This is a genomic window from Sulfuriferula sp. AH1, assembly GCF_002162035.1.
Lineage (GTDB): Bacteria > Pseudomonadota > Gammaproteobacteria > Burkholderiales > Sulfuriferulaceae > Sulfuriferula.
Genome location: NZ_CP021138.1, coordinates 1,808,971 through 1,830,871 on the forward strand (window position 1 = coordinate 1,808,971; position 21,901 = coordinate 1,830,871).

General features: G+C 52.3%; 24 protein-coding genes and 2 pseudogenes. 3 read left to right on the plus strand and 23 right to left on the minus strand.

Annotation, left to right across the window (positions count from 1 at the left end; genetic code table 11):
- Nucleotides 1–19: 19 nt before the first annotated feature.
- The 18 genes and pseudogenes from istB to phnF all read right to left on the minus strand — a co-directional run bounded on the left by istB (nt 20) and on the right by phnF (nt 14,590).
- Nucleotides 20–808: an IS21-like element helper ATPase IstB gene (istB, locus tag CAP31_RS09220; RefSeq protein WP_087446196.1), complete on the minus strand. Its 789-nt coding sequence runs from the start codon at nt 806–808 to the stop codon at nt 20–22.
- Nucleotides 805–1,899, minus strand: a pseudogene (gene istA / locus CAP31_RS09225) (IS21 family transposase). The gene istB and the pseudogene istA overlap by 4 nt, the downstream one beginning before the upstream one ends.
- Nucleotides 1,900–1,986: 87 nt before the next feature.
- Nucleotides 1,987–2,454, minus strand: a pseudogene (locus CAP31_RS09230) (helix-turn-helix domain-containing protein); the annotation flags it as partial.
- Between the two features lie 179 nt (nt 2,455–2,633).
- Nucleotides 2,634–3,494: a DMT family transporter gene (locus CAP31_RS09240; protein ID WP_087447260.1), complete on the minus strand. Its 861-nt coding sequence runs from the start codon at nt 3,492–3,494 to the stop codon at nt 2,634–2,636.
- Nucleotides 3,491–4,252, minus strand: a complete 762-nt coding sequence (phnP, locus tag CAP31_RS09245) for a phosphonate metabolism protein PhnP (protein ID WP_087447261.1) — start codon at nt 4,250–4,252, stop codon at nt 3,491–3,493. The genes CAP31_RS09240 and phnP overlap by 4 nt, the downstream gene beginning before the upstream one ends.
- The gene (gene phnN, locus CAP31_RS09250) at nt 4,243–4,824 is read right to left on the minus strand and encodes a phosphonate metabolism protein/1,5-bisphosphokinase (PRPP-forming) PhnN (RefSeq protein WP_087447262.1); all 582 of its coding nucleotides are present in this window, start codon (nt 4,822–4,824) and stop codon (nt 4,243–4,245) included. The genes phnP and phnN overlap by 10 nt, the downstream gene beginning before the upstream one ends.
- Nucleotides 4,814–5,974 (minus strand): alpha-D-ribose 1-methylphosphonate 5-triphosphate diphosphatase, encoded by a 1,161-nt coding sequence (locus CAP31_RS09255; protein ID WP_087447263.1) that lies wholly within the window; start codon nt 5,972–5,974, stop codon nt 4,814–4,816. Before CAP31_RS09255 ends, phnN begins: the two co-directional genes overlap by 11 nt.
- A gap of 1 nt (nt 5,975) precedes the next feature.
- Nucleotides 5,976–6,692, minus strand: a complete 717-nt coding sequence (gene phnL, locus CAP31_RS09260; RefSeq protein ID WP_087447264.1) for a phosphonate C-P lyase system protein PhnL — start codon at nt 6,690–6,692, stop codon at nt 5,976–5,978.
- Between the two features lie 7 nt (nt 6,693–6,699).
- On the minus strand, nt 6,700–7,533 hold the full coding sequence (locus tag CAP31_RS09265; RefSeq protein WP_087447265.1) for an ATP-binding cassette domain-containing protein: 834 nt from the start codon (nt 7,531–7,533) through the stop codon (nt 6,700–6,702).
- Nucleotides 7,530–8,423, minus strand: a complete 894-nt coding sequence (locus tag CAP31_RS09270; protein WP_087447266.1) for an alpha-D-ribose 1-methylphosphonate 5-phosphate C-P-lyase PhnJ — start codon at nt 8,421–8,423, stop codon at nt 7,530–7,532. The genes CAP31_RS09265 and CAP31_RS09270 overlap by 4 nt, the downstream gene beginning before the upstream one ends.
- Nucleotides 8,420–9,526: a carbon-phosphorus lyase complex subunit PhnI gene (locus CAP31_RS09275; protein ID WP_087447267.1), complete on the minus strand. Its 1,107-nt coding sequence runs from the start codon at nt 9,524–9,526 to the stop codon at nt 8,420–8,422. The genes CAP31_RS09270 and CAP31_RS09275 overlap by 4 nt, the downstream gene beginning before the upstream one ends.
- Entirely contained in the window at nt 9,523–10,113 is a 591-nt protein-coding gene (phnH, locus tag CAP31_RS09280) for a phosphonate C-P lyase system protein PhnH (RefSeq protein ID WP_087447268.1), read from the minus strand. The genes CAP31_RS09275 and phnH overlap by 4 nt, the downstream gene beginning before the upstream one ends.
- Nucleotides 10,094–10,558 (minus strand): phosphonate C-P lyase system protein PhnG, encoded by a 465-nt coding sequence (gene phnG, locus CAP31_RS09285; protein WP_087447269.1) that lies wholly within the window; start codon nt 10,556–10,558, stop codon nt 10,094–10,096. Before phnG ends, phnH begins: the two co-directional genes overlap by 20 nt.
- Nucleotides 10,558–11,352 carry a phosphonate ABC transporter, permease protein PhnE gene (gene phnE, locus CAP31_RS09290; protein WP_087447270.1) on the minus strand — a complete coding sequence of 265 codons (795 nt, stop codon included), beginning with the start codon at nt 11,350–11,352 and terminating at the stop codon, nt 10,558–10,560. Before phnE (CAP31_RS09290) ends, phnG begins: the two co-directional genes overlap by 1 nt.
- Nucleotides 11,353–12,150, minus strand: coding sequence for a phosphonate ABC transporter, permease protein PhnE (gene phnE / locus CAP31_RS09295; RefSeq protein ID WP_087447271.1), 798 nt, complete (start codon nt 12,148–12,150; stop codon nt 11,353–11,355).
- Nucleotides 12,116–12,895 (minus strand): phosphonate ABC transporter ATP-binding protein, encoded by a 780-nt coding sequence (gene phnC, locus CAP31_RS09300; protein ID WP_087447272.1) that lies wholly within the window; start codon nt 12,893–12,895, stop codon nt 12,116–12,118. The genes phnE (CAP31_RS09295) and phnC overlap by 35 nt, the downstream gene beginning before the upstream one ends.
- 56 nt (nt 12,896–12,951) lie before the next feature.
- Complete coding sequence (phnD, locus tag CAP31_RS09305) at nt 12,952–13,821, minus strand: phosphonate ABC transporter substrate-binding protein (protein ID WP_087447273.1); 870 nt, start codon at nt 13,819–13,821, stop codon at nt 12,952–12,954.
- Between the two features lie 43 nt (nt 13,822–13,864).
- Complete coding sequence (phnF, locus tag CAP31_RS09310; protein WP_087447274.1) at nt 13,865–14,590, minus strand: phosphonate metabolism transcriptional regulator PhnF; 726 nt, start codon at nt 14,588–14,590, stop codon at nt 13,865–13,867.
- A gap of 240 nt (nt 14,591–14,830) precedes the next feature.
- On the opposite strand from phnF, the gene CAP31_RS09315 reads away from it, so the two are divergent.
- Nucleotides 14,831–15,874, plus strand: coding sequence for an IS481 family transposase (locus CAP31_RS09315; protein ID WP_087446117.1), 1,044 nt, complete (start codon nt 14,831–14,833; stop codon nt 15,872–15,874).
- 535 nt (nt 15,875–16,409) lie between these two features.
- A complete protein-coding gene (locus tag CAP31_RS09325) occupies nt 16,410–16,757 on the plus strand; it encodes a hypothetical protein (RefSeq protein ID WP_087447276.1) in 348 nt (115 codons plus the stop codon).
- A gap of 52 nt (nt 16,758–16,809) precedes the next feature.
- Here CAP31_RS09325 and CAP31_RS09330 read toward each other — a convergent pair whose 3' ends face one another.
- From CAP31_RS09330 to CAP31_RS09340, 3 genes are read right to left on the minus strand one after another with little or no spacing between them, the layout of a single operon-like run.
- Nucleotides 16,810–17,346 carry a hypothetical protein gene (locus CAP31_RS09330; RefSeq protein ID WP_087447277.1) on the minus strand — a complete coding sequence of 179 codons (537 nt, stop codon included), beginning with the start codon at nt 17,344–17,346 and terminating at the stop codon, nt 16,810–16,812.
- Nucleotides 17,347–17,397: 51 nt separating this feature from the next.
- Entirely contained in the window at nt 17,398–17,910 is a 513-nt protein-coding gene (gene bamE / locus CAP31_RS09335; RefSeq protein WP_087447278.1) for an outer membrane protein assembly factor BamE, read from the minus strand.
- Nucleotides 17,911–17,945: 35 nt separating this feature from the next.
- Nucleotides 17,946–19,361, minus strand: coding sequence for a tetratricopeptide repeat protein (locus tag CAP31_RS09340; protein WP_087447279.1), 1,416 nt, complete (start codon nt 19,359–19,361; stop codon nt 17,946–17,948).
- 418 nt (nt 19,362–19,779) lie between these two features.
- Between CAP31_RS09340 and CAP31_RS09345 the strand changes: the two genes are divergently transcribed.
- Complete coding sequence (locus tag CAP31_RS09345; protein WP_087447280.1) at nt 19,780–20,391, plus strand: polymer-forming cytoskeletal protein; 612 nt, start codon at nt 19,780–19,782, stop codon at nt 20,389–20,391.
- An 82-nt stretch (nt 20,392–20,473) separates the two neighbouring features.
- On the opposite strand, the gene CAP31_RS09350 is transcribed toward CAP31_RS09345, so the two are convergent.
- Complete coding sequence (locus CAP31_RS09350; protein WP_087447281.1) at nt 20,474–21,406, minus strand: hypothetical protein; 933 nt, start codon at nt 21,404–21,406, stop codon at nt 20,474–20,476.
- A 61-nt stretch (nt 21,407–21,467) separates the two neighbouring features.
- Nucleotides 21,468–21,881, minus strand: a complete 414-nt coding sequence (locus CAP31_RS09355) for a hypothetical protein (protein ID WP_087447282.1) — start codon at nt 21,879–21,881, stop codon at nt 21,468–21,470.
- Nucleotides 21,882–21,901: the final 20 nt, after the last annotated feature.

Below are 21,901 nucleotides of genomic sequence, written 5' to 3' on the forward strand. Positions count from 1 at the left end.
CATTTAATTTTCCTGGCAATTATTCGGTCGGAGCAGCCGCCCGTTTACCCTTTACCATTCCTGCCGCACGCTGATTTTTGAGGCGGTAGCTCTCGCCGGCAATCGGCACGATACGTGCGTGATGCAGCAGGCGATCAAGCAGCGCAGCGGTCAATGTGGCATCCCCAGCGAAAGTCGCATCCCATAGTCCGAACGGCAGGTTACTGGTAACGATCAAACTGCCTTTTTCGTAGCGTGCCGCGATCACCTGGAAGAACAGGTTGGCCTGCTCGCGAGTCATCGGCAGATACCCGATTTCATCAATGATGAGCAGGCGATGGCTGTTGATGGCCCTATGCATGACGCTTTTGAGCTGATTCTGCATGTGTGCGGTGGTCAGTGTCAGCAGCAGATCAGCCGCAGTGGTAAAGCGCGTCTTGATGCCAGCCTGCGTCGCCCGATAACCCAGCGCCATTGCCAAATGGGTTTTGCCCACGCCCGAGGGGCCGACGAGTACCACATTCTCATTACGCTCTACAAAGCCCAGCCCGGCCAGTTCTTCGATCTGGCTGCGTTTCACGCCTAGTGCAAATTCATAATCGAAGTCATCCAGCGTCTTGATCGCCGGGAAGCCGGCCAGGCGGGTGAGCATGTTCTGCTTTCTCACGTTGCGTCCCGCCGCCTCGGTTTTGAGGAGTCCTTCCAGGAAGTCGCTATAAGCGGTTTCCTGTTGCGCGGCATCCTGCGCGGCGCCTGAGTATGCCTCAGCCACGAACGGCAGATTGAGCAGCTCGCATAGCGTCAACATTCTTTCGTGCTGAAGGTTCATACCGTTACTCCCTGCTCATCGCGGATTTGCTCAAGTAGCCGTTCGTACACCGCCAGTGGGTGTTGCGCAGGCGATGCCTGTGCGATCCGCTCGATGACCACCACCGGTCGTGCTGCCTGCCCGGTAGTCACTATTGGGGTTGCTATCTCACGCTGAGGGCGCGCCGCCCGGATGTCGCCACGCCAGGGGCTGGGTATCGCTTGCAGACATTCTTCCAGTAAACGTTGGGCGGGACGAATTTGTGTCGTGCCATGGATGCGTTCATTGGCGATGTCTTTTAACCAGCGACGGACTTGGGCATTGGCCGTCATTGCATCCAGGGTCAGCCCGGCCTGTTTGAGCTGTGCCACCAGCGGCACGTAAAACGAGCGCCGCAAATAGCCGTTGAAGCGCTCGACCTTGCCCTTGGTCTTGGCCCGATACGGACGGCACAGCTTGATCACGAAGCCACAGTGGTGCGCCTAATCGAGAAACCCGGCGTGGAAGCGATGCGCACCTTCACCCGTAGTATCACGCTCGATCACCACGGTCTTCATGTTGTCGTACAGTATGCGCTTGGTGACGCCGCCAAATGCCTCGAAGGCATGCTGGTGGCACGCGATTAGCGTTTCCACTTTCATGTCGGTGACGAACTCGACAAAGCTCGCCCGGCTGTAGCCCAGCGTCGCGCAGAAGTCGTAGAGCGGGTTTTTACCTTTGCGAAACTCAACCCAATCAACTTGCGTCTGCTCGCCCGGCGCCGTCTCGAACCGAACAACAGAATCGGCCGGCACAGCCGGCTTGAGACCATGCATATACGCGCGTAGCTGGCTGTGGCTGCCGGTATAACCCAGTGCCTTGATCTCGCGCAATAATACCGTTGCCGGTATCCACGCCGGATGGGCTGCTGCCTGGCGTTCCCGCAAGTAGTCATGCAACGGGGACAGCTTTGTTACACCTAATGGGTTGCGCTGGTACCGGGGTTTCATATCCGATTTCAGATGGCTCCGAACGGTGTTCACTGCACACCCAACTTCTTCGGCAATCTTGCGCAAGCTCATGCCATGTTTCCTCAACAATTCAATTTCCACATACACCTCGTCTGTGATCATGGCCGAATCCAAAAATCCGGCCATCTTCTCAAATCGGTGTATCAATTTTCAATCGGCGCTCTGTATCAATTTACATCCGGCAGTGACACCATGCGCCACATCGTCGTCCTGTTTCTTTTCCAGGGCGCCTACTTGCGCTTCGGTCAGCACCTCGCCCGTTTCAGCAACATGCCGTTCCAGTGCAGTCAGGCGCTTCTTGAACGATTCGAGATCACGCCGCAGCCAAACAGAGCGTACACCAGAGGGAGAAACAAAGATGCCGCGTTTGCGCAGCTCATTGGATACGCGCACCTGACCAAATGCCGGTTGTTCCAGGGCGAAGGCGGCAACCGCTAATTCTGTGGCCTCTTCAACCCGGTTCTTGTGGTTCGGCTTTCTGCGATTAGCATCGATCAGGGCGTCGACACCACCGTTTTCCATAGCCGACTGATAACGGTAGAAGGTATCGCGGGAAAAGCCCATCACCTTGCAGGCGCGGGACACATTACCGAGTTCAGCAGCCAGATTCAGCAGGCCAACCTTGTGTTTGATAACGTTTTGGTGAAAACTGTTCATGGGGTTACTCCTTGGCGCTTGCGCGCTTTGTTTGATAAAGATTCGCACCTATATCAAACCGGGTAACCTCACCTTTGGCAAGGCCATACTGTCAGATCAAGTCGGAACTACTACAATTTATATGAACGACGCTCTCCACCTCCCCATTCTGGCCAATCAGTTTTCCATAAGACTGAAATTCAACCGGTCATTAGGCTCACAACTATGACGCTGATCACAACCATACTTGATCCAATAAGGCGTTGTCGCCAGCCTTCATGCTCTTTCAGCCAAACTATGCCGAGCAATACAGTCAACACAATCCCTGCATTGGTCAGGGTTACCGCATAGGCAGCGGGTAGCGCGCGCATTGCATAGATAACAAGTGCATAAGCTGTGCCTACACCAGATGTTCCTATGATCAGCGCATAAACAGGTGGTATCGCTGCGGGTATCCAACGATCAGTACGCCATCTTTGTTCCAGTAGCAGAAAAATCCAACTGATCGCAAAATTTACACAAACATAGCCCAGCGCGGTTCTGAGATTAGGGATATTTACCGCTGCCAGCTTGTCGCTCAAACTATAAATCACCGTCATCAACGCTGCAAACAAAGCATAAGGCCATGCACGACTCAGCCGCACCACCCCTTCCTGCGCGCTGCTTGCAATCATCCATAGACCAGACAAGGCTAGTAGGATGGCGAACCAGGACAACAACGGGAAGCTGTGACCGAAGAACAGCACTTCAACAATTGCAATCAACAATGGGGAACTGCGCACCATCGGATAGACCGCGCTGGCGGGTGCCAATGTGTAGGCGCGCCGAAGTGCTAAAAAATACAGACCATTGCTTGTACCGCTAATGGCCGCACAGAGATAAAGTTCGGGCACCTGTGCTGCGGCACGCAGGTAATCAGGCAAGCTGAATGGCGCGAATATCAGCACATACAGCCCAACAATCCACCATAAAAAATTGGCCTCGCTTGGCGTCCGCCTAGTCAAAAGATTCCAGGAAACATGCAGTAAAACGGACGCCCCCACGGCCATCAGCGGCGTCATGATATTCCCGGAATATCCAGTCTATCGCCATCGCGTGCCAGCGACAGCCGTCCGTTCAATGCAACGGGGTGATTCAACAACCAGAGGTCAAGACTGTGACTGATATGCATCAGCACGATTTCGCTATGCGGATAATTTGCACTCAACGCAAACACTTCAGGCAGATCAAAGTGATTGCGTTTCCCCTCCACGCCGGGCGGATAAGTGCAATCAAGACAAATGGCGTGAGGTTGCCATTGCGTCAAAAATTCTGCGGTAGTGGCCGGAATTTCACGGCTATCTGTCAGATACGCCAATCGATCACCATTGTGTTCGATACAGTAACCCAGCGTCGGCTTGGAATGCACCAGTGGCACCGGCGTAATCCGCACACCGCCCACCTCAAATGTCTCAAATTTGGACAGATGTTTGAATTTCAGCGGGCCGGGATATTTGTACAGATCAGCGCATCCTTCAGCGTCGTGCGGTGCGTATACATCCAACTCACCTACACCCCAGCGCCAGTGAAATAAGCCTTGCACATGGTCGGGGTGAAAGTGTGTAATCAAAATGGCGGATAAGCTGCCAGATGGAAAGCGCTCACAGACATCCATTACACCAGCATCGAGCAGCAATTTGACCCCGCCAGCCTCAATCATCGCGCAGTTTGGACGTCGTATAGCGCTGACATCAATCCGGGCGCGACTGCAAATCGGACAATCACACCCCCATAGTGGCACGCCACCCGCCGCACCCGTACCCAGAAAAGTCAGTTGCATTTAATTACTCGTGTTTTAGAGCGTATCAATTCGACAAATGCGGGGCCTGTCTCATCCAGTGGCGCATCATTACGAAAACGCAGCAAGCTCGGATGCTGCAAGGTTTTGAATTCCTCCGCTCGCATCAGACGAGCGTCAATTTCGCTGCCAGTTTCACGTCCGCGCGACTGAAGCCTGCCACGTAAAACATCAGCCGAAACCTCGATCAATAGCGGCATCAGTTCAGGATAATTTTTGGACGCTTGTTGAAGATAGGCACGGGAGCCATTCATGACCACGATCAACCCCTTTGCCAACCACTGATTGATCTCGCAGCCTATGCCATAACGTACGCCGTGACTGCGCCAATGCATGGGAAACAATTTACGCGCCATTCTTGAATCAAATTCAGCTTCACTTAACGCCACATGATTTTCGCCGCCGGCATCGTGTGGACGGGTAATGTAACGATGTGCGAACACCACGCTGGAATCCTGCTCCAGCGACCTCCTCGCATGCAGCATTAAGCTGTCCTTACCGCTGCCGGACGGGCCAATCACGTAAAGTAAAACCCCGCTCATCTCAGGCACCATGATCGAAAGCCAGCGTCATCACAGCAAGACCCTCTGACCATACGCGCGCAGCTTGGGGCAATCCGCCCAGATTGCGCACCGCAATCAAATCGGCACGCTTGCCAGGCGCAATGGTGCCGCGATCATTCAGACCGGCTGCACGCGCAGGATTCGCACTCACCAGCGCGACAGCTTGATGTAGTTGAATACCTGCCAACACAGGTAACTGCATTATTGCAGGCAATAACGCCGCAGGAGAATAGTCACCGCACAGACAATCGGCCACCCCTTCGATAATGGCATCCAGCGCACGTATCGAGCCTGATTGTGACTTGCCTCGCAATATATTAGGTGCACCGAACAGCGTTGCCAAGCCAGCTGCGCGTGCAGCCTGGGCAGTTTCAAGGTTAATTGGGAACTCGGAAATCCTCACCCCCAAGTCAGTCACAATACTAATCTTTTCAGGTCGATCATCATCGTGACTAGCCAGCGGAATACCTAGATTTCGGGCAACTTTTGCCAGTTCCTGCATGTGAAGAAAGGAACCATCTCCTTGCGCCAGCTTATCTGCCAGCAAGACGTCTATTTCAGCGGCTGATTTCTTATAGGTGCGCGCAAGGTAGTTACGATAGGCTTCGGTATCTTTAAACTGACCCTGCCCTGGCGTGTGATCCATAAAGGACATCAGGTGTATCTCGTTATTTTCCAGTAGTTCATGCAGCACGGCAGGCGCAGTGGGATCGGTAATCTCATAACGCGCGTGCACTCGGTTATCCACCAATGCGTGTTCCTGCCAGCTATGCACCGCACGCGCTAGCGCCGCAGCGGTCTGGTTGTTACGCACACCCAATTCTGCATTAGCAAAGGACAACGCGTGATAAACCGTGGTAATACCCGCCGCCGTATTGCGTTTATCGGCTTGAGCACAGGCAAAATCGAACGGAAAATGCACGCCGGGACGCGGCTCAGCTTCCTTTTCCAAGGCATCGCAATGCAGATCAATCATGCCGGGCATCAGGATATGCCCGGTCAAATCGATTTCCTGCGCACCATTGTTGCTTGCCGGATTGATTGCGACGATCTCGTCGTTTTCGATCAGAACAGCCGCGCTGTTCAGGGTTTCATTTTCAAGTACCACTTGAGCGCCGGTAAGATAGAGTCGATTTTTCATGCTAGTCCTTGCTAAGTTCAGTTACAGCGATTGGGGGAGAAAGTACCGCTACCTCATCAGCCAGACGTTTAACCAGATCAGGGTGATGAAAGATGGCCAGCATAGCGATGCCTGTTTCTTTAAGTGATTGAATATACTCAACTACTCGTTCAGTCGTCGCCGGATCAAGACTCGCAGTGGGTTCATCCAGTAGCAGTAATCGAGGCTGAGCAATCAAGCCGCGCGCCAGATTCACACGTTGTTTCTCGCCACCCGAAAAGGTCGCCGGTGGCACATTCCACAAATGACTAGGCACTGCCAGTTGCGCTAATAATTGCTCAGCTCGACCGCGTGCCTCATGATTGTCGAACCCGCATGCAAACAAGGGTTCAGCCACCACATCAATGGCTGATTTGCGCGGCAGACAATACAAAAACTGCGTCACAAAACCGATTTCCTGTTTACGCAACTCGAGTATCTGATGCTCGCCCGCTTTTGCCAGATCAATGATATTTCCGGCTTTGCTACGAAAAAGAATACGTCCGCTGCTGGGCAAATAAGTGCGGTAAATTCCCTTCAAAACGGAAGATTTACCGGCTCCCGTAGGCCCGACAAGGGCGGTTAAACGTCCCGGATAAACACTCAAATTGACATGCGATGCCGATGGAATAGCTTTATTACGTTCATGTAAATAAAACGTTTTGGCGTAGTTTTCTATAGTTAATATTGCGTGTGTCATATTCATCTCACAGGGCAGAAGCCACCAGCCGCTGGGTATACGCGTACTGAGGGTCTTCGAGAATTTGATCGGTCAGACCGGACTCGATTACGCGGCCATGCTTCATCACTAGCGTGCGTCCGGCCAGCAGCCGAATCACACCCAGATCATGCGTCACCACAATCATCGCCGTATCAAGTTCAGTTTGAATTTCCAGAATCAGATCGAGGATGGCGGCTTGTACAGACAGATCAAGACCCGTGGTCACTTCATCCAGAAACAGCAACGGCGGTCTGGTGGCCAGTGCCTTGGCGATCTGTACGCGCTGTTGCATCCCGCCCGAAAAGGTTTTTGGATTTTTATCCATACGTGCCAGCGACACTTCTGTGCGCGAGAGTAATTCGCCTGCCCTGCGGCGAATTTCAGCGTAATGCTTCAGGTCACTCATCAACAGACGTTCCGCGATATTGCCGCCCGCCGATATCTGAAAATTCAGCCCCAGATGCGGGTTCTGGTACACCATGCCAAAGCGTTTGTTGCGCATGCTGCGCTGCTGAGCTGCATTAAGACTGAACAAATCATGCTGTTCTGCACCATCGAAGAAGGTCGCTTGCCCGGAAGTCGGCGCATCATCGAAATACAGCATTTTGACCGTGCTTGATTTGCCGCTGCCGGACTCGCCGATGATGCCCAGAATTTCGCCGCGATACAGATCGAAATTAATATCATGAGCCGCCACCACGCTGCCGCAAAACGGGCAGATATTGGTATCAAATTCAGGGCCGGTATGTAGTGTGCAAAGCGGACAGCCTTTGCCGTGGATACGCGACAGCCCGCGTACTTCCAGTATTTTGTTGCTCATGCTGCACTCCCGGAATGTGGTTGTTGCTGTTCTTCGCAATACGCTGAATCCGAACATTGATACGCCACCCGTCCTTGATCATCGCTGAATTCATCCAGAAAACTAACGGTTGAAGCGCAGCATCGGCAGGCATGACGCACACCATTCACATCACGGAAATCTTCCACGCGGAAAGCGATATCATCAAAAACAAGGGGTTCAGCCAGCGTATAAGGCGGCACGGCATAAATCTTCTTTTCACGTCCAGCACCCAGTAAAACCAATGCTTTTGACTGATGTAACTTCGGCACATCCCAGCGCGGAATCGGCGAAGGATCAATCACATAATGCCCGTTGATACGAGTCGGATAACGATGCGAGATGGTGATCTCGTTAAAATGCACGATGTCTTCGTAAAGTTTAACCAACAGGCGCGAATAATCCGCCTCGGCATGCATGATTTTTCGCCGCGCTTCTGATGGCTCAACCACCACCAGCGCATCTGGATACGGCACTTGCAAAATCAATATCTGCGCTTCCGTCAGCGGTTTTTCCGGAATACGGTGACGCGACTGTAGCAATGTCGCCTCTTGCGTCTTTTCAGTGACCTCAACGCCCGGGCAAGTCAGTTGCACAAATTGGCGTAAATTCACGGCGTTGACCGAATCATCCGAGCCCTGATCGATCACTTTAAGCGTGTCTTGAGCGCCGATCAACGACAGGGTGATTTGCAAACCACCCGTGCCAAAACCGCGACCCATCGGCATTTCACGCGAGGCATAGGGCGTTTGATAACCGGGAATGGCAATGGCTTTGAGGATGCAGCGACGCACTTCCTTCTTGGCATACTCATCCAGGAATCCAAACGAGTAGCCAGCATCCTCTAGCGGCAGTTCATAATTTGAGTTCATGCGGTTTCTCCTGTCTCGCGCAGCTTGCCTTGCGTGGTGCGCAAGCGATCCATATCAGACTGAAAGGTAACGTAATGCGGCATTTTGTAATGCGAGGCAAAGCCCATTGAATCAACGCCATCCACATGCAACAAGACAAATTCAGGATCTTCCGACGGATTATCAGGCCCGTCGCGCATGCCTTTTTGCAAGGCGCGATCAATGATTGCCATGCTGATTGCCTTGACTTCGTTGTGACCAAAGCACGCACCGTAGCCCAGGGTAAAGACCGGCATATCACCGTCCTTACCACTTTCATACATTGCCACCACTTCGCATTCAGTCATCAACACTTCACCGGCTTCCATCAATTCGCCGGTTACCGGATGCGGCAACATGACCGGCAGATAACCCACGCGCAGCTCGGCCACGGTAGGATGAACGTCGCCATAACCACGCATATTTGAATACGCCATCGCCAGCAAAGAGCCTGTTTCGGCGCGCGCCATCGTCGCGAGTGCTGCCGAGCGAGGCACCGGAAACACCAGCGGATCTCTCGTAATATCAAAGGCTTGCTCGCGTATCGCTCCCACAGGCGGCAGCAAACCTTCGGCACGCAGTGCATCGAGAACCTTCGGAAAGCTATCCGGCAAATCAGCCTCTGGCGTATGACTGAGAAAATTTTTGGCTACTAGTCTAAATGCAGCAGGATCTTCATTTGCCAGATCGAGGCGCAACAGACGCAAGGCATAATCGAACGTCGCACCCAGCATTTGTCCGCCCGGAATATCTTTGAAGGCCGATGAGATGCGGCGAATGCACCGCATCTTCGAGGTGTCTTGCAGCGGCGTTTCCAACAATCTGGGCTTGGTTGAACGATAGGCGCGCAAGGCAAAAGCCGCTTCCAGCGTATCGCCCTGAAATTGCTTGAGCGCGAGTGCGGCCAGTTTCGGATGATACAATCCTCCTTCGGAGACGACCCTCGACGTCAATAAACGCAACTGATCTTCGATGACGGACAACTTGATCGGCTCATCAACTGCATTCATGCAACGCATATAGTCGGTCGCGGCGGCAGCGCCATCGATAGCGGCTTTGCCGCCTTTGATTGCAACGTAACTCATGCTGCGTCTCCCATTTTGATCTGCGTGGTTCGCGGTATCGCCACAAAATGATGCTCATCACACAGCAGTAAATCAACGCCAAGCGGAAAGGCCGAAACCCATTCCTGACGCGCTGTAATCCACGCGGGATGCAGCCCGTCTACACTGATGGAAGTGATAGTTTCGATACCGGGACCACTCAACTGCAAGCGCAGATTGCCACTCGAATCTGGGTGCAGTGCGCCCACGCGTAATAAAATTGTCGCACCCGTTTCAGGTGTTTCCAGTGTGCCTATGCACGGGTTTAAATCAGCTGATTGAGTGCCATCCAGCAGAATGAACGCCGCCTTTTCCGGAATACAGGGACGCGTTTCCAACTTGGCCCACAGTGCTGAATTCAAACATTGTTGAGGATCAGCCAGCGTGGTTTCACCATCAATCAGTGCAATCAGAATGGCAAGGCAAGCGGTTGTTTCGCTATCGGCGCAGGCAACAATACGTCCCGGATAGCTAAAGCCATCAAGCAAGCCACGAAATACCTGCTGTTGCAGCATGGGTTGCCAGATAGCGGGCGAACAGATAATCATTTCATTCAGCATCTTCGTCATCCTCTTGTTCCAGTAGCGAAAAATCGACACGAGTGGCAGCTAACATTTGACGGCGCTCGCTCATGTTCTGGATACGCATCTGATTTCCTCGCTCAACCAGGCTTGCCGCCTGCTCATAGCCCGGCAACTTCCCCGCCAGCACGGCGTCAAGAATGGCAATTGAGCGCGCTAACTGCGCCCTGTCATCAACCAGCACGGTGCCACCTTGAACCTCACGACCATCGGCTATTTTCAGAATCACCTCGGCGCGTGCAACTGGGATTTCACCCAGGTAAAACGGTTCATGAAACGCACCGTCCGTTAAGCTCAACAGCCCTAGTCCAGCTTGTGGCAAGACAACATCACGCACTTCAATGTCACGGCTAAGGGTTGCAGCGACCTGTTTGATTTCAGCCGCGTTTAATTGGCAGAGCGCACTTGGCCAATCATTTCTTGAAATATTCATTAGTTAAGTTTTCCTCTCAGCCAGGTAGACAGATAATCGATCGTTAAAATCGTGACCAGAATCACCACAATCAGCGCGGCTGACTGGTCGTAATTGAACATGCGCAAGGTGTCATGCAGCGCAAGACCAATACCACCCGCACCCACCAGGCCCAACACAGCGGCCATACGCACATTGCGGTCGAAGATATAAAGCATGTAACCCAGTGCTTCGCGTTGAATCGACGGCCAACCGGCATACATCACCAGTTGCACACGCGATGCACCGGTCGCCGTGACGGCTTCATAAATCCCGTTATCTACGCGTTCCAGACTTTCCGCAAAAAACTTACCGAGGAATCCGGCGGTATGTACGCCCAACGCCAATGCGCCCGGCAATGGTCCCAAGCCTAATGCGGCGACAAAAATCAAGGCCAGTAACAAATCCGGCATGGCACGCATAAAGTTGAGCAATTCACGGGCGATGCGATAGGTCACGGCATTGGGTGACAGGTTTCGAGCAGCAAACGGCGCTAGCAGCGCCGCCACTACAATCGCCAGCGTACTTCCCCACAACGCCGTTGCCAGCGTCTGCCCTAACAGTTCTACATATCTAGATAAGTCATCAAAATTAGGACGACTGTAGCGGCTGAAATACTCAAAAATATCCTGCACGCCATACAGCAGCGTCTCAAATGACAACTCAAGATCGACGATGATTAGCCAAATCAGCGCCAGCCAACCCGACAACCATACAGAAGTCGGATTGAACGGCTTTTTGGGTAAGGCAGGACGTTGGATTATTTGCTCAGTCATTTAAATCATCCTCATGCGAAAGTGATCGGATGTGCGATCAAGCAACGTCACCACGATGTAAATTGACAGCGCAATGGGCAGCAGTCTGTTGTAATCGAACATGCGCATTGCCATCACCAGGTCATAACCGATACCACCCGCACCCACCAAACCTAGAATCGCAGCCGCCCGCAGGTTGTGATCCAGCACGTACATCACCGTGCCGACAAAGTCCGGAAACGCCTGGGGAAAATGAGCGAAGGTACGCAGTTGCAACCAACTTGCGCCCTGTGCCACCACCCCTTCCACCTGACGCTGATCGACCACTTCAATACTCTCGGCAAAAAATTTACCCATAAAACCGACCGTCACGAATGACAACGCCATGATTCCCGGCAAAGGTCCTAAGCCGACCGCAGACACGAACACCAACGCCCAGACCAGCTCGGGCAGCGCGCGCATCAAGGACAACAAATTGCGGGTTGCATGAAAAACAGCGGGATGTGGACTGGTATTTTTCGCCGCCAGAACGCCCAATGGCAGACTGATTAGCAGTGCAATACTGGTCGCCAGAAACGTCATTTCGATGGTCTGCAAGATATTTTTAGCCAGTATCGGTAAATATTCCCAATCGGGAAGAACCAGCAGATTTCCGGCAAAAGCCAACATGCGAGGAATTGCAGTTACGATCCTGCCTAAATCAAGCTCAACAGCCGGTGCGCTGATCGCTAAAAGCAAGATACAGCCGAGCAATACGACTGTCGGTACCAGGCCAGGTCGCCCGTTAGGCGTAGGCCAGCATAGTTTCGAGTTGCTCATCGACTTGATCTCCGTTGCGACTATAGATTTGACTCAGCGTTGCGTGATCCAACCCACTGGCCGGGCCATCGTATACAACCCGCCCGTCATTCAACCCGATAATGCGATCAGCAAAACGCTTAGCCAATTCGACCTGATGCAGATTGACGACCACGGTAATACCGTCGCGGGTACAAATTTCGCGCAGCAGTCCCATAATCTCTTCACTGGCAACCGGATCAAGGCTGGCAACCGGTTCATCGGCCAGAATCACACGCGGTTGTTGTGCCAATGCACGGGCAATACCGACGCGCTGTTGTTGTCCGCCTGACAATTTATCGGCGCGATTCCATGCTTTGTCAGTCAATCCCACGCGAATTAAGGCATCGTGCGCAAGATCCAAATCGGTGCGACGAAATAAATACAACAGACTTCCCAGCCACGAGCGATGCGACAAGCGCCCGGTAAGAACATTGGTCATAACTGACAATCGATCCACTAAATTGAAATGCTGAAACACCATACCAACCTGTGAGCGCACTTGACGAAGATTGTCGTGCGTGACGACTTGTTCACCAACCTGAACAGTGCCTGCGGTCGGCGTTTCCAAACCATTGATAGTACGTAATAAAGTTGATTTTCCAGCGCCCGACGGACCGAGAATAACCGTAAAAGAACCCGCTGCAATTTCTGCGCTGACGCCCTTGAGTGCTTCAAACCCATTGGCATACTGTTTGCCGATGTCTTTGATAATGATTTTAGCCATACGACCTCCAAATTAATTCGCGGTCGGCAATTACCTCACCGACCGCGACACTTCAATTACTTCAGTTGCTCTTTCTTGAGGCCAAGTTCTTTAACCATATTGCGGATCATTTGATAATCTTTAGGCTCAACCGCAACGTAATGGCTGATCTTGCCGTAGCCCGTTACTTTGATTTCCTTGTCCGCGTTCAGGATTGCATCGCGAATCTGTGCTTTCAGTTCCTTAGGCAAATCACCGCGATAAACCAGCGGCGAACCTGGCAACGGTGCAGATTCGGCGATGATGCAATTGCTTTCCTTGGTAATCAGACCTTTTTCCAACATCTTTGGATAAGTAATGTCATTGTCAGCCGCCGCATCAACGGTCTTGTTTTTCACAGCCAATTCTGCTGCATCATGTGAGCCGGCATAGGTAAACTTACCGAAGAATTCCTGCGGCATCTTGCCGGTCGCTTGCTTCACCATGTAGCTTGGCATCAAACCGCCAGAGGTAGAGGCTGGATCAACAAACGCAACGCTCTTACCCTTTAAATCCATAATGTTTTTGATACCACTATCACAAGGCGTAACGATGATGCTCTTGTAAGTAGCCGAATTGCTGCCTTCACGAATGCCGACTGCAAAGGCTTCAGCGCCCGCTTCTTGTTCAGCCAGGTAATAAGACAAAGGGCCGAACCAGGCGATATCCACACGCTTCTTTTTCATCGCTTCAATCACGCCGGCGTAGTCGGTTGCAGTGAACATTTTCACTTTTTGGCCCAGCTTCTTTTCCAGATAGGCGCGCATCGGTTCGAAGGTTTTGATCATTTCTTCGTTGTTATCCGCTGGAATTAAGCCCAACACCAATTCGCGAGCCTGTACGGCTGCCGTTGCACTCATCAGCGAAGCGCCGATCAGCATGGAAAGAACAAGTTTGTTAAATTGCATATTGAAACTCCTGTTGGATTCAGTAATGTTTAGTAGGGAGGTCTTAAGGTGTAATACGCAGTTGGATCCGGTCTGCGCGGAACCGTGTAATGGCGTACTCGACCGGGGAGTTATCCCGATCCAGCACGTTCAAACTCTTGACCCGCAACACGGGCCGATTCTGGGTAATCCCCAACAGCTTTGCGTCGTCACCTTGAGGAAGGACGGCGGTTACCAGACTTTCGGTACGATGAAGTGCGCCGTGATTTCGCTCTAAATAGTCATGCAACGACCCGCTGGTATAGCCATCCAGCAACGCGCTGAACGGTTCAACAGGCAGAAAATGGGAGATGACACAGAAGGGCAAGCCATCGGCTAAGCGTAACGTTTCAATCCAAAGAACCGGTTCGTCAGCCAGCAGCGCCAGGTTGCGCGCAACCCCCGCAGGCGCAGGGGTAATCATTTTTCGTATCACGCGTGTATCGGTAGAAATACCGATATCCGCCAGCGTCTGAGTAAATCTAGTATTTGCACCCACGCGATAATCAAGCAACTGATCGGTAATAAAAATCCCTACGCCATGACGCCGCTCAAGTAATCCTTGCACAATCAGCTCATCAACAGCACGGCGCAAGGTGTGACGATTAACGGCAAAACGTGCCGCCAACTCACCTTCAGCAGGCAATCGGTCGCCCGCCGCGCCCTGCCGAACATAGTCGCGCTCCAGCACTTCGGCGATTTGTGCGTAAAGGGTAATTCCGGTATCGCGATCAATTGCGTAAAGACTCATGACGGTAGATGTCTAGATATGTAATGTGACATATCATGAGTTAAAACTATTTCAAGCCAATGAATCTTTTATTAAAGTTTTGTGAATTTTCAAGAATGTGAGATGAAATGGTATTCGGGGAGCTTTGTAGTAGTTCCGACTTGATCTGACAGTATGGCCTTGCCAAAGGTGAGGTTACCCGGTTTGATATAGGTGCGAATCTTTATCAAACAAAGCGCGCAAGCGCCAAGGAGTAACCCCATGAACAGTTTTCACCAAAACGTTATCAAACACAAGGTTGGCCTGCTGAATCTGGCTGCTGAACTCGGTAATGTGTCCCGCGCCTGCAAGGTGATGGGCTTTTCCCGCGATACCTTCTACCGTTATCAGTCGGCTATGGAAAACGGTGGTGTCGACGCCCTGATCGATGCTAATCGCAGAAAGCCGAACCACAAGAACCGGGTTGAAGAGGCCACAGAATTAGCGGTTGCCGCCTTCGCCCTGGAACAACCGGCATTTGGTCAGGTGCGCGTATCCAATGAGCTGCGCAAACGCGGCATCTTTGTTTCTCCCTCTGGTGTACGCTCTGTTTGGCTGCGGCGTGATCTCGAATCGTTCAAGAAGCGCCTGACTGCACTGGAACGGCATGTTGCTGAAACGGGCGAGGTGCTGACCGAAGCGCAAGTAGGCGCCCTGGAAAAGAAACAGGACGACGATGTGGCGCATGGCGAGATTGAAACGGCTCACCCAGGCTATCTCGGCAGCCAGGATACGTTCTATGTGGGCACCCTCAAAGGCGTCGGCCGGATTTACCAGCAGACCTTCGTTGACACCTATTCGAAGTGGGCAGCGGCCAAACTCTACACGACCAAAATGCCGATCACCGCAGCCGATCTGCTTAATGACCGGGTGCTGCCATTCTTCGCCGAGCAGAACATGGGGATGATACGCATCCTGACGGATCGCGGCACCGAATATTGCGGCAAACCGGAATCCCATGACTATCAGCTCTATCTGGCCTTGAATGACATCGAGCATACCAGGACCAAAGCCAATCATCCGCAGACCAACGGCATCTGTGAACGCTTCCACAAGACCATCCTGCAGGAGTTCTATCAGGTCGCGTTCCGGCGCAAGATTTACCGGTCAATCGCGGAGCTGCAAACGGATCTGGATGAATGGCTGGTTTATTACAACAATGACCGCACCCATCAGGGCAAGATGTGCTGCGGCCGCACTCCGACGCAAACACTTATTGACGGAAAGGAGGCATGGCACGATAAAATCACCACATTGAACAACTGAATCTGAACTGACAGCTGCATCTGTCAAACCGGGGAACTGTCAGATCAGATCGCGACTACTACACTTTTTAATGCAACCGATCTGGCGACGGTTCTCACCAAGATTCGCATCGGGTCTCATATTGAAGGTTACACTGAAGGTTACACCTAAATGGCCTATGAAAAATGTTTATTCCGAACGTTCTGCGCACGCGATCGTTATCAAAACGATAACATTCAGTGGCTTATGAATTCATGGATATCTCCCCCTGATTTGCAATACTGGTAATATTCCTTAAGCTAACGACTAGGAGTATTGCTATGGATATGACTCTGACAAACAGGGCAGCATCGTTTTTGTTGGGGTAACTTTCGGGGTAACTAAATAAAATAAAAACAGCATAACGCCTATTTATAAGGATTACAGCGATGTATTCGGTAGACGCCGCCCCAATATTTGATTCAAGATGCACAAAAAAGGTCGTATTCCTAAAAACAAGGGATACGGCTTTTTTTATGTCCATCGATGCCCAAACCACGCATATTCGGGGGATAAATTGGAACTCAAATTAGCGGATTCATTACAGGCATGGGGAACACCTGACTTCAAACGCGTCCTCAAAAACGAGATCGAACAGCTGGATGCCAGTCAGTTACCATTGCAGCAAGCCTTGTCCGTCGGCAACTACGCCCTCGATGACGAACTGGAAGCGGTCATTCTCGATGCAGCTGAGAGGGCGGATTCCATCCGGGTAAAGGCCGGTATCTTTTATACCAGCATCATTGGCGGTTGCAGCTGCGCCGACGACCCTACTCCCATCGACAAGAATACGGAATACTGTGTAGTGCAGCTGGATATAAACCGGGACACGGCTGCAACAACACTGACACTGCTTAATGAATAAGCGCCTTGCCGGATCTGCTGCGCGATCCTTCAGCAAGGCGGAAATTTCGGTCTCACCTGTCCTTCAAATGACGGTAGACCAGCCAGCCCATACTCGTCAGCAGGCCAATCCAGCATAACAGGCGCAACATGCTCGCCAAGACCGTATCGTATTCCAATACACCCCACCGACTGAGGATGTGAAACCAGTCGTGTTCTCCACCGCCTACCAGCGGCAATGCCTGTGCCCGCGCATCTGCCATATAGCGGGCAATATTGAAACCATTTTCGCATAGCCAGCCTACTGCCAGCACAAAGCCCAGACTTTCACGCCGCCACCAGAAACGCCCGATAAACACTAAAGGGAATACCAGCTGGCCGAAGGTTCCGCCATATAACCCCAGCGTTTCGCCAAAAATCCCGAACAGCGGATGCCCTGCCTCATGGAAAGCCAGATTGGCATGATCCAGTACCGGAATAAAGCCGTTTTCCGCCGTTTTGATCAGCCACATCAGCAATACGATCAGCATGATGCCCGCAATCAATTTGCTAGCCGCCACCCGCGACCAGGGGGTCTGAGAACGCTCAAACAGAATATCAAGCATGTTCATGATTCACCTGCTGCGCCGGGCATCGGCGTAACAGAAATTGCATACGTGCACTTAGCACATGCATTCCCGTTCTCCGCACAAGCCTCTTTGCGATTCGGTCATTCCCATGGATGAGCGCACGGTGCCCTTGCTGCCGTTGAACATGACATCGAAACGCGATGGCTGATTCAGCTGATTGCAATAGCGCCATTCCCATACCAATTCGTCGCGCCGCGCATAATAGATCGTCCAGGAAGGTTCGGAAGGCCCCAGGATGCGCAGCACCTGATCTTTGCTCATGCCGGGCCGGACTTGCGCAAAAGTTTTGTCGTCCAGCACATTCTTCAGGCTTTTCAGTTTGCCGGCGCTGTCGATAACTGCCATGAAGGTATGCACCCCCATCGGGCCACGCGAATAAGCGAGCTGTCTGGAACCGTCGCTGTTTTGCCATTGCATCGCCGGCTGCCCCATTACCCGGACTATATCATCGAATCCGGCCTTGCCCGGCTGAAGCCCGCGGCCATCGTATGAGGCGCAGGCACTCAACAATAACAGAATGGGCAGGATATTTAATAAGGCTTTCATGCATGTACCTATCAACAAAAACCGGCAAACCGATATTAACGCACTCGGGGCACAACATTACCAGCGAATTCGCCTTCGCGATGAGTGCGTTCGTTCCTCCAGCACACAAGCGCCTCGACCAGCATGGCAATGACCGATGGCCAGCCGCCTCCGGGAGGCTGGCGAAACAGCCGCATCTGCTTCGGATACCAGGGCGAATCCGTGCGTTCAGCCAGCCAGCGCCAGTCGGGTCGATAATCCGGCAGCAATAGCCAGCACTTCACGCCCATAGCCCCGGCCAGATGGGCGACGGCAGTATCCACAGTGATTATCAGATCCAGATGGCTCATCACCGCAGCAGTATCGGCAAAGTCCGTCATAGCGGAGCCGAGCGCCAGCAAGGACAATCCTGCCGGCGGATTTGTCGCTTTCTCCTCCCCCGCGCCCTTTTGCAGGCTGACGAACTGCAGTTCCGATACGTGTCCAAGGGGGGCAAGCATAGCCAGCGATGGCAGGGAGCGATCTGCATCATTTTCAAAACGCGGATTGCCCTTCCATGCCAATCCGACCCGCAATCCGGACGCAGGTAACAAGGCGGCCCATTTCGCTACCTTTAGCGGATCCGCAGTCAGGTAGGGAATCGGTGCAGGAATATTATCCAGACGTGTATGGCAGTAATGGGGCAGGCTCAGGGGAAGCGTCCACACATCCCACTTTGGGGCTGGCATGTTCTGCAAGGAATGCACTTCATCCACACCGGGCAGCGTTGCAAACAAGCTGGTCAGATCCGGGTGGCAGATCAGGGATATCCACGCCGCCCCCCGCTCCTTCAGCATAACCGCATAACGGCAGAACTGGATCATGTCGCCATGCCCGGCTTCAAAGCCGATGACGACGGATTTGCCGATCAGGGATTCGCCGCACCACTGCGGGCAAGTGAAATATTTACCCAGGATATCGACCCACTTCCGCGCTTGCAGATGGTACCAGCCTTCCTCGAAGCGCCCCTGGCGCAGCAGTATGTAGCTCAGATTAAAGCGGGCGTTCGCATAACTGCCGTTCAGCGCCAGTGCCGTACGATAGCATTGCTCGGCCTCGCCTTCCCGCTTCATGCAGGCGAACAGTACGCCTTGGTTTGACCAGGCTGCAGGCGAGTCCGGCGCCAATTGCAAAGCATGCCGATTGACGGCCTCCGCTTCAGCAAAGGACTTTCGGGCCAAGAGCATGGCACCCAGATTGAGCAAAGTCTGCGCGTCGGGATGGATTGCAAGAGCCTGCCGGTAACATGCCTCCGCTTCTTCCATTGCGCCGGCTTGTTCGCGTAGCAGACCCAAGTTAGTCAAGGCCTCGGCAAATTCCGGATTCCGCAATAAAGCCTGCCTGAAACATTCTTCAGCTTCTATGGTCTCCCCGGCTTTCATGTGCTGATTGCCCTGAAAAAACAGGGCTTCGGCTTCGAGGTGCGCGTTCATTAAAGCCCTGACATGAAACAGGTGCATGCCCTTGCACGGATCGTCATTCCGGCAATATTGGGTTCGACAGCGATGTATGAGTGATTATGCACCCGGAAATTATGCACGCATATCTCAAATTCACAAATCCTTTATGCAGGGGAACATTCCGAGCATTATGTCGCTACGCGACGACAAAATACAATAATAATAACCATTTGTTTTATATTGATTTTTTACAAAAACACTCCATATCAGGTCGCTGACGGACGACAAAAATCTTTAATTTTCGCTGAAATATTTTGCACAAAACGACACAACCAATTGTTTATATTTAAATATTTTTATTGGCACAGTTCTTGCCATTAGTCCTTTCATGCTGTGGCACCCCCACCCACAACATTATTTGAATCCGATATTCTTAATGAGGACATTACTTATGCTCAAGACTTTCATGCAATCCCGTCAGAACGGGAGTCCGTCCGACACATCCACCGCTGCATCCGAAGCAAATAAACCTGTTGCGACTTCGCCAACAGTTCAAGCCTCGAAAGCGGAAGCTGCTCCAGCAGCCCCAAAGCCTGCACCACAAGAGGAAGGCAACAAGCTTATCGTAGGCCCCAATATCAAACTTAAAGGCTCGGAAATTACGGATTGTGAAATTCTGGTGGTAGAAGGTCGGGTTGAAGCTTCCATGAAAAGTCGTCATATCCGTATCGCGGAAGGCGGCGTGTTCTGCGGCAAGGCGGAAATCGATGTCGCTGAAATTCGCGGCCATTTCGAAGGCGAACTCATTGCACACAAACGCCTGGTGATTTATTCGACAGGCAAAGTCACCGGACAAATCCAATACGGCTCAATGACCATGGAAGAAGGGGCCAGTATCTCAGGCAGCATGGAAATGCTGGCCCCTGAAAACGACGCTGTCAATGCGGCTGGATTGGCTACCGCTTCCATCAGCCCGGCACAGGGCACAGTGGCCCGCCTCGGATCGGCTTATCCTGCCACACTGCTGTCGCGTCATATGGCGAACAAGCAGCGTCAGAACTAACCCGATTCGAACACATAAAAAAGCGCCTCTGCGGAGGCGCTTTTATTCGGCTTGAATTTTTCAGCCCGATATTTAATCAGCCCTATCCATTAACGACTTTAGCCATAGGCCTGTAATAATCGAGGATGTTCCCTGCCGGATTAGCCATATCGGCATACAACGGTTCCCGCTCGATCTCATTACCGCTGCTATCACGATAGACCAGTTGCTGCGTTTCGAAATCGTATTCCGGCAATAACTGATCTTGCCATTGATTCAAAAAATTCACATAGAACGGAGTGAACAATCCGCGTCTCGGCTTATCCCGGCGCAAGGCAAATATATATTCAGGCCATTCGCTGACGACAGTACCGTAGCAATACTGCACCCGGACATAATCGCCGGCAACGACCATTTTCCAGAACGGAACAGCATCGTAGAATTTGAGGCTTACGCGTTTGCCCTCACTCCTCAGCACCTCCAGGCAAGCGATGCTTGCCGCGATCTCCTGGCGATATCCCTCACGCAGGGCTTCCGGATTTGTGCTTAACCGCGTGCGTTCGTAAGCGCCTCGCCCCTCTGGGTTCATCAATAACACCCGTATCTCATTACTCTCATCGAGCACCTGGCGAATCCAGCAATGATCCTTGCCCAGCATCTCGTTACCGGTAACCGAAAGTATCGAAATCTCACCCGTCTCCTGCATACCCTTAAGCATTTTTTGATGGTTGCGCCATGACAGCCGGTCACCGCTTTCCCCGGCATGCACCAAAGAAGCCAGTGTATTGGCTTTTAACCGGCGTCCGTTATCCCAGGCGACTTTGAAAATATTGAACAGCAATACCAGCGCCGCAGCAATCACCACCTGCATCACCACCAGCAAGCCGGAACTCCCTTCCGGCCACCACTGATACAAAACATTCTGCGCCGCATCGGGCACGGCAAAAGCAACGCCTGTGGCAAGCAACGATAGCGTGACATGGGAAAAAACAGGTTTGACGCTATAGCCCAAACCCGGACTTTGATTGAATAACATTCGTTTACTCCTCAGTGATTAGCATGTTGTTCGGGATCCACCGATCTCAACTATCACAACCTCAAATTATCGTGATCCAGGTACCATGACCACGTCTGCCGCATTCTGTTGCCGCATCAACAGACATCCGATTCAGACTGGACACACGATAAACGGCATCAATCATAGCGAACATCTTTCCGCCGCCATTTTCTGCAGCGGTTAAGACCGCGCATGGCTGCGCAGTCGTTGCGGAAGCACGAATCGACTCAACAGACTTGCAGTCACGGCAAGGCGGCGTGTTTTGGGGAGACGTTTTGCCGGTTGGGCGTTTTGTCTCGACCGCCCTCCCTTTCGCCGTCACGGGTTGCGTAACAGGAGCATGGGAAGAAGGTATCCAGTCGGTCATGGCGACGATACCAAACAAGCTAAAGGCAGTAACTGAAATCCCTGACGCAACCAATACGGGATATAAAGCCTCGTTAAACATTTCCATAACAATCTCCATTAATTCTC

What these genes read in the sequence shown, in the direction of transcription:
- istB (WP_087446196.1), bottom strand. Translation starts at nt 808, where the DNA reads ATGAACCTTCAGCACGAAAGAATGTTGACGCTATGCGAGCTGCTCAAT.
- CAP31_RS09240 (WP_087447260.1), bottom strand. Translation starts at nt 3,494, where the DNA reads ATGACGCCGCTGATGGCCGTGGGGGCGTCCGTTTTACTGCATGTTTCC.
- phnP (WP_087447261.1), bottom strand. Translation starts at nt 4,252, where the DNA reads ATGCAACTGACTTTTCTGGGTACGGGTGCGGCGGGTGGCGTGCCACTA.
- phnN (WP_087447262.1), bottom strand. Translation starts at nt 4,824, where the DNA reads ATGGTGCCTGAGATGAGCGGGGTTTTACTTTACGTGATTGGCCCGTCC.
- CAP31_RS09255 (WP_087447263.1), bottom strand. Translation starts at nt 5,974, where the DNA reads ATGAAAAATCGACTCTATCTTACCGGCGCTCAAGTGGTACTTGAAAAT.
- phnL (WP_087447264.1), bottom strand. Translation starts at nt 6,692, where the DNA reads ATGACACACGCAATATTAACTATAGAAAACTACGCCAAAACGTTTTAT.
- CAP31_RS09265 (WP_087447265.1), bottom strand. Translation starts at nt 7,533, where the DNA reads ATGAGCAACAAAATACTGGAAGTACGCGGGCTGTCGCGTATCCACGGC.
- CAP31_RS09270 (WP_087447266.1), bottom strand. Translation starts at nt 8,423, where the DNA reads ATGAACTCAAATTATGAACTGCCGCTAGAGGATGCTGGCTACTCGTTT.
- CAP31_RS09275 (WP_087447267.1), bottom strand. Translation starts at nt 9,526, where the DNA reads ATGAGTTACGTTGCAATCAAAGGCGGCAAAGCCGCTATCGATGGCGCT.
- phnH (WP_087447268.1), bottom strand. Translation starts at nt 10,113, where the DNA reads ATGACGAAGATGCTGAATGAAATGATTATCTGTTCGCCCGCTATCTGG.
- phnG (WP_087447269.1), bottom strand. Translation starts at nt 10,558, where the DNA reads ATGAATATTTCAAGAAATGATTGGCCAAGTGCGCTCTGCCAATTAAAC.
- phnE (WP_087447270.1), bottom strand. Translation starts at nt 11,352, where the DNA reads ATGACTGAGCAAATAATCCAACGTCCTGCCTTACCCAAAAAGCCGTTC.
- phnE (WP_087447271.1), bottom strand. Translation starts at nt 12,150, where the DNA reads ATGAGCAACTCGAAACTATGCTGGCCTACGCCTAACGGGCGACCTGGC.
- phnC (WP_087447272.1), bottom strand. Translation starts at nt 12,895, where the DNA reads ATGGCTAAAATCATTATCAAAGACATCGGCAAACAGTATGCCAATGGG.
- phnD (WP_087447273.1), bottom strand. Translation starts at nt 13,821, where the DNA reads ATGCAATTTAACAAACTTGTTCTTTCCATGCTGATCGGCGCTTCGCTG.
- phnF (WP_087447274.1), bottom strand. Translation starts at nt 14,590, where the DNA reads ATGAGTCTTTACGCAATTGATCGCGATACCGGAATTACCCTTTACGCA.
- CAP31_RS09315 (WP_087446117.1), top strand. Translation starts at nt 14,831, where the DNA reads ATGAACAGTTTTCACCAAAACGTTATCAAACACAAGGTTGGCCTGCTG.
- CAP31_RS09330 (WP_087447277.1), bottom strand. Translation starts at nt 17,346, where the DNA reads ATGAACATGCTTGATATTCTGTTTGAGCGTTCTCAGACCCCCTGGTCG.
- bamE (WP_087447278.1), bottom strand. Translation starts at nt 17,910, where the DNA reads ATGAAAGCCTTATTAAATATCCTGCCCATTCTGTTATTGTTGAGTGCC.
- CAP31_RS09340 (WP_087447279.1), bottom strand. Translation starts at nt 19,361, where the DNA reads ATGAACGCGCACCTCGAAGCCGAAGCCCTGTTTTTTCAGGGCAATCAG.
- CAP31_RS09345 (WP_087447280.1), top strand. Translation starts at nt 19,780, where the DNA reads ATGCTCAAGACTTTCATGCAATCCCGTCAGAACGGGAGTCCGTCCGAC.
- CAP31_RS09350 (WP_087447281.1), bottom strand. Translation starts at nt 21,406, where the DNA reads ATGTTATTCAATCAAAGTCCGGGTTTGGGCTATAGCGTCAAACCTGTT.
- CAP31_RS09355 (WP_087447282.1), bottom strand. Translation starts at nt 21,881, where the DNA reads ATGGAAATGTTTAACGAGGCTTTATATCCCGTATTGGTTGCGTCAGGG.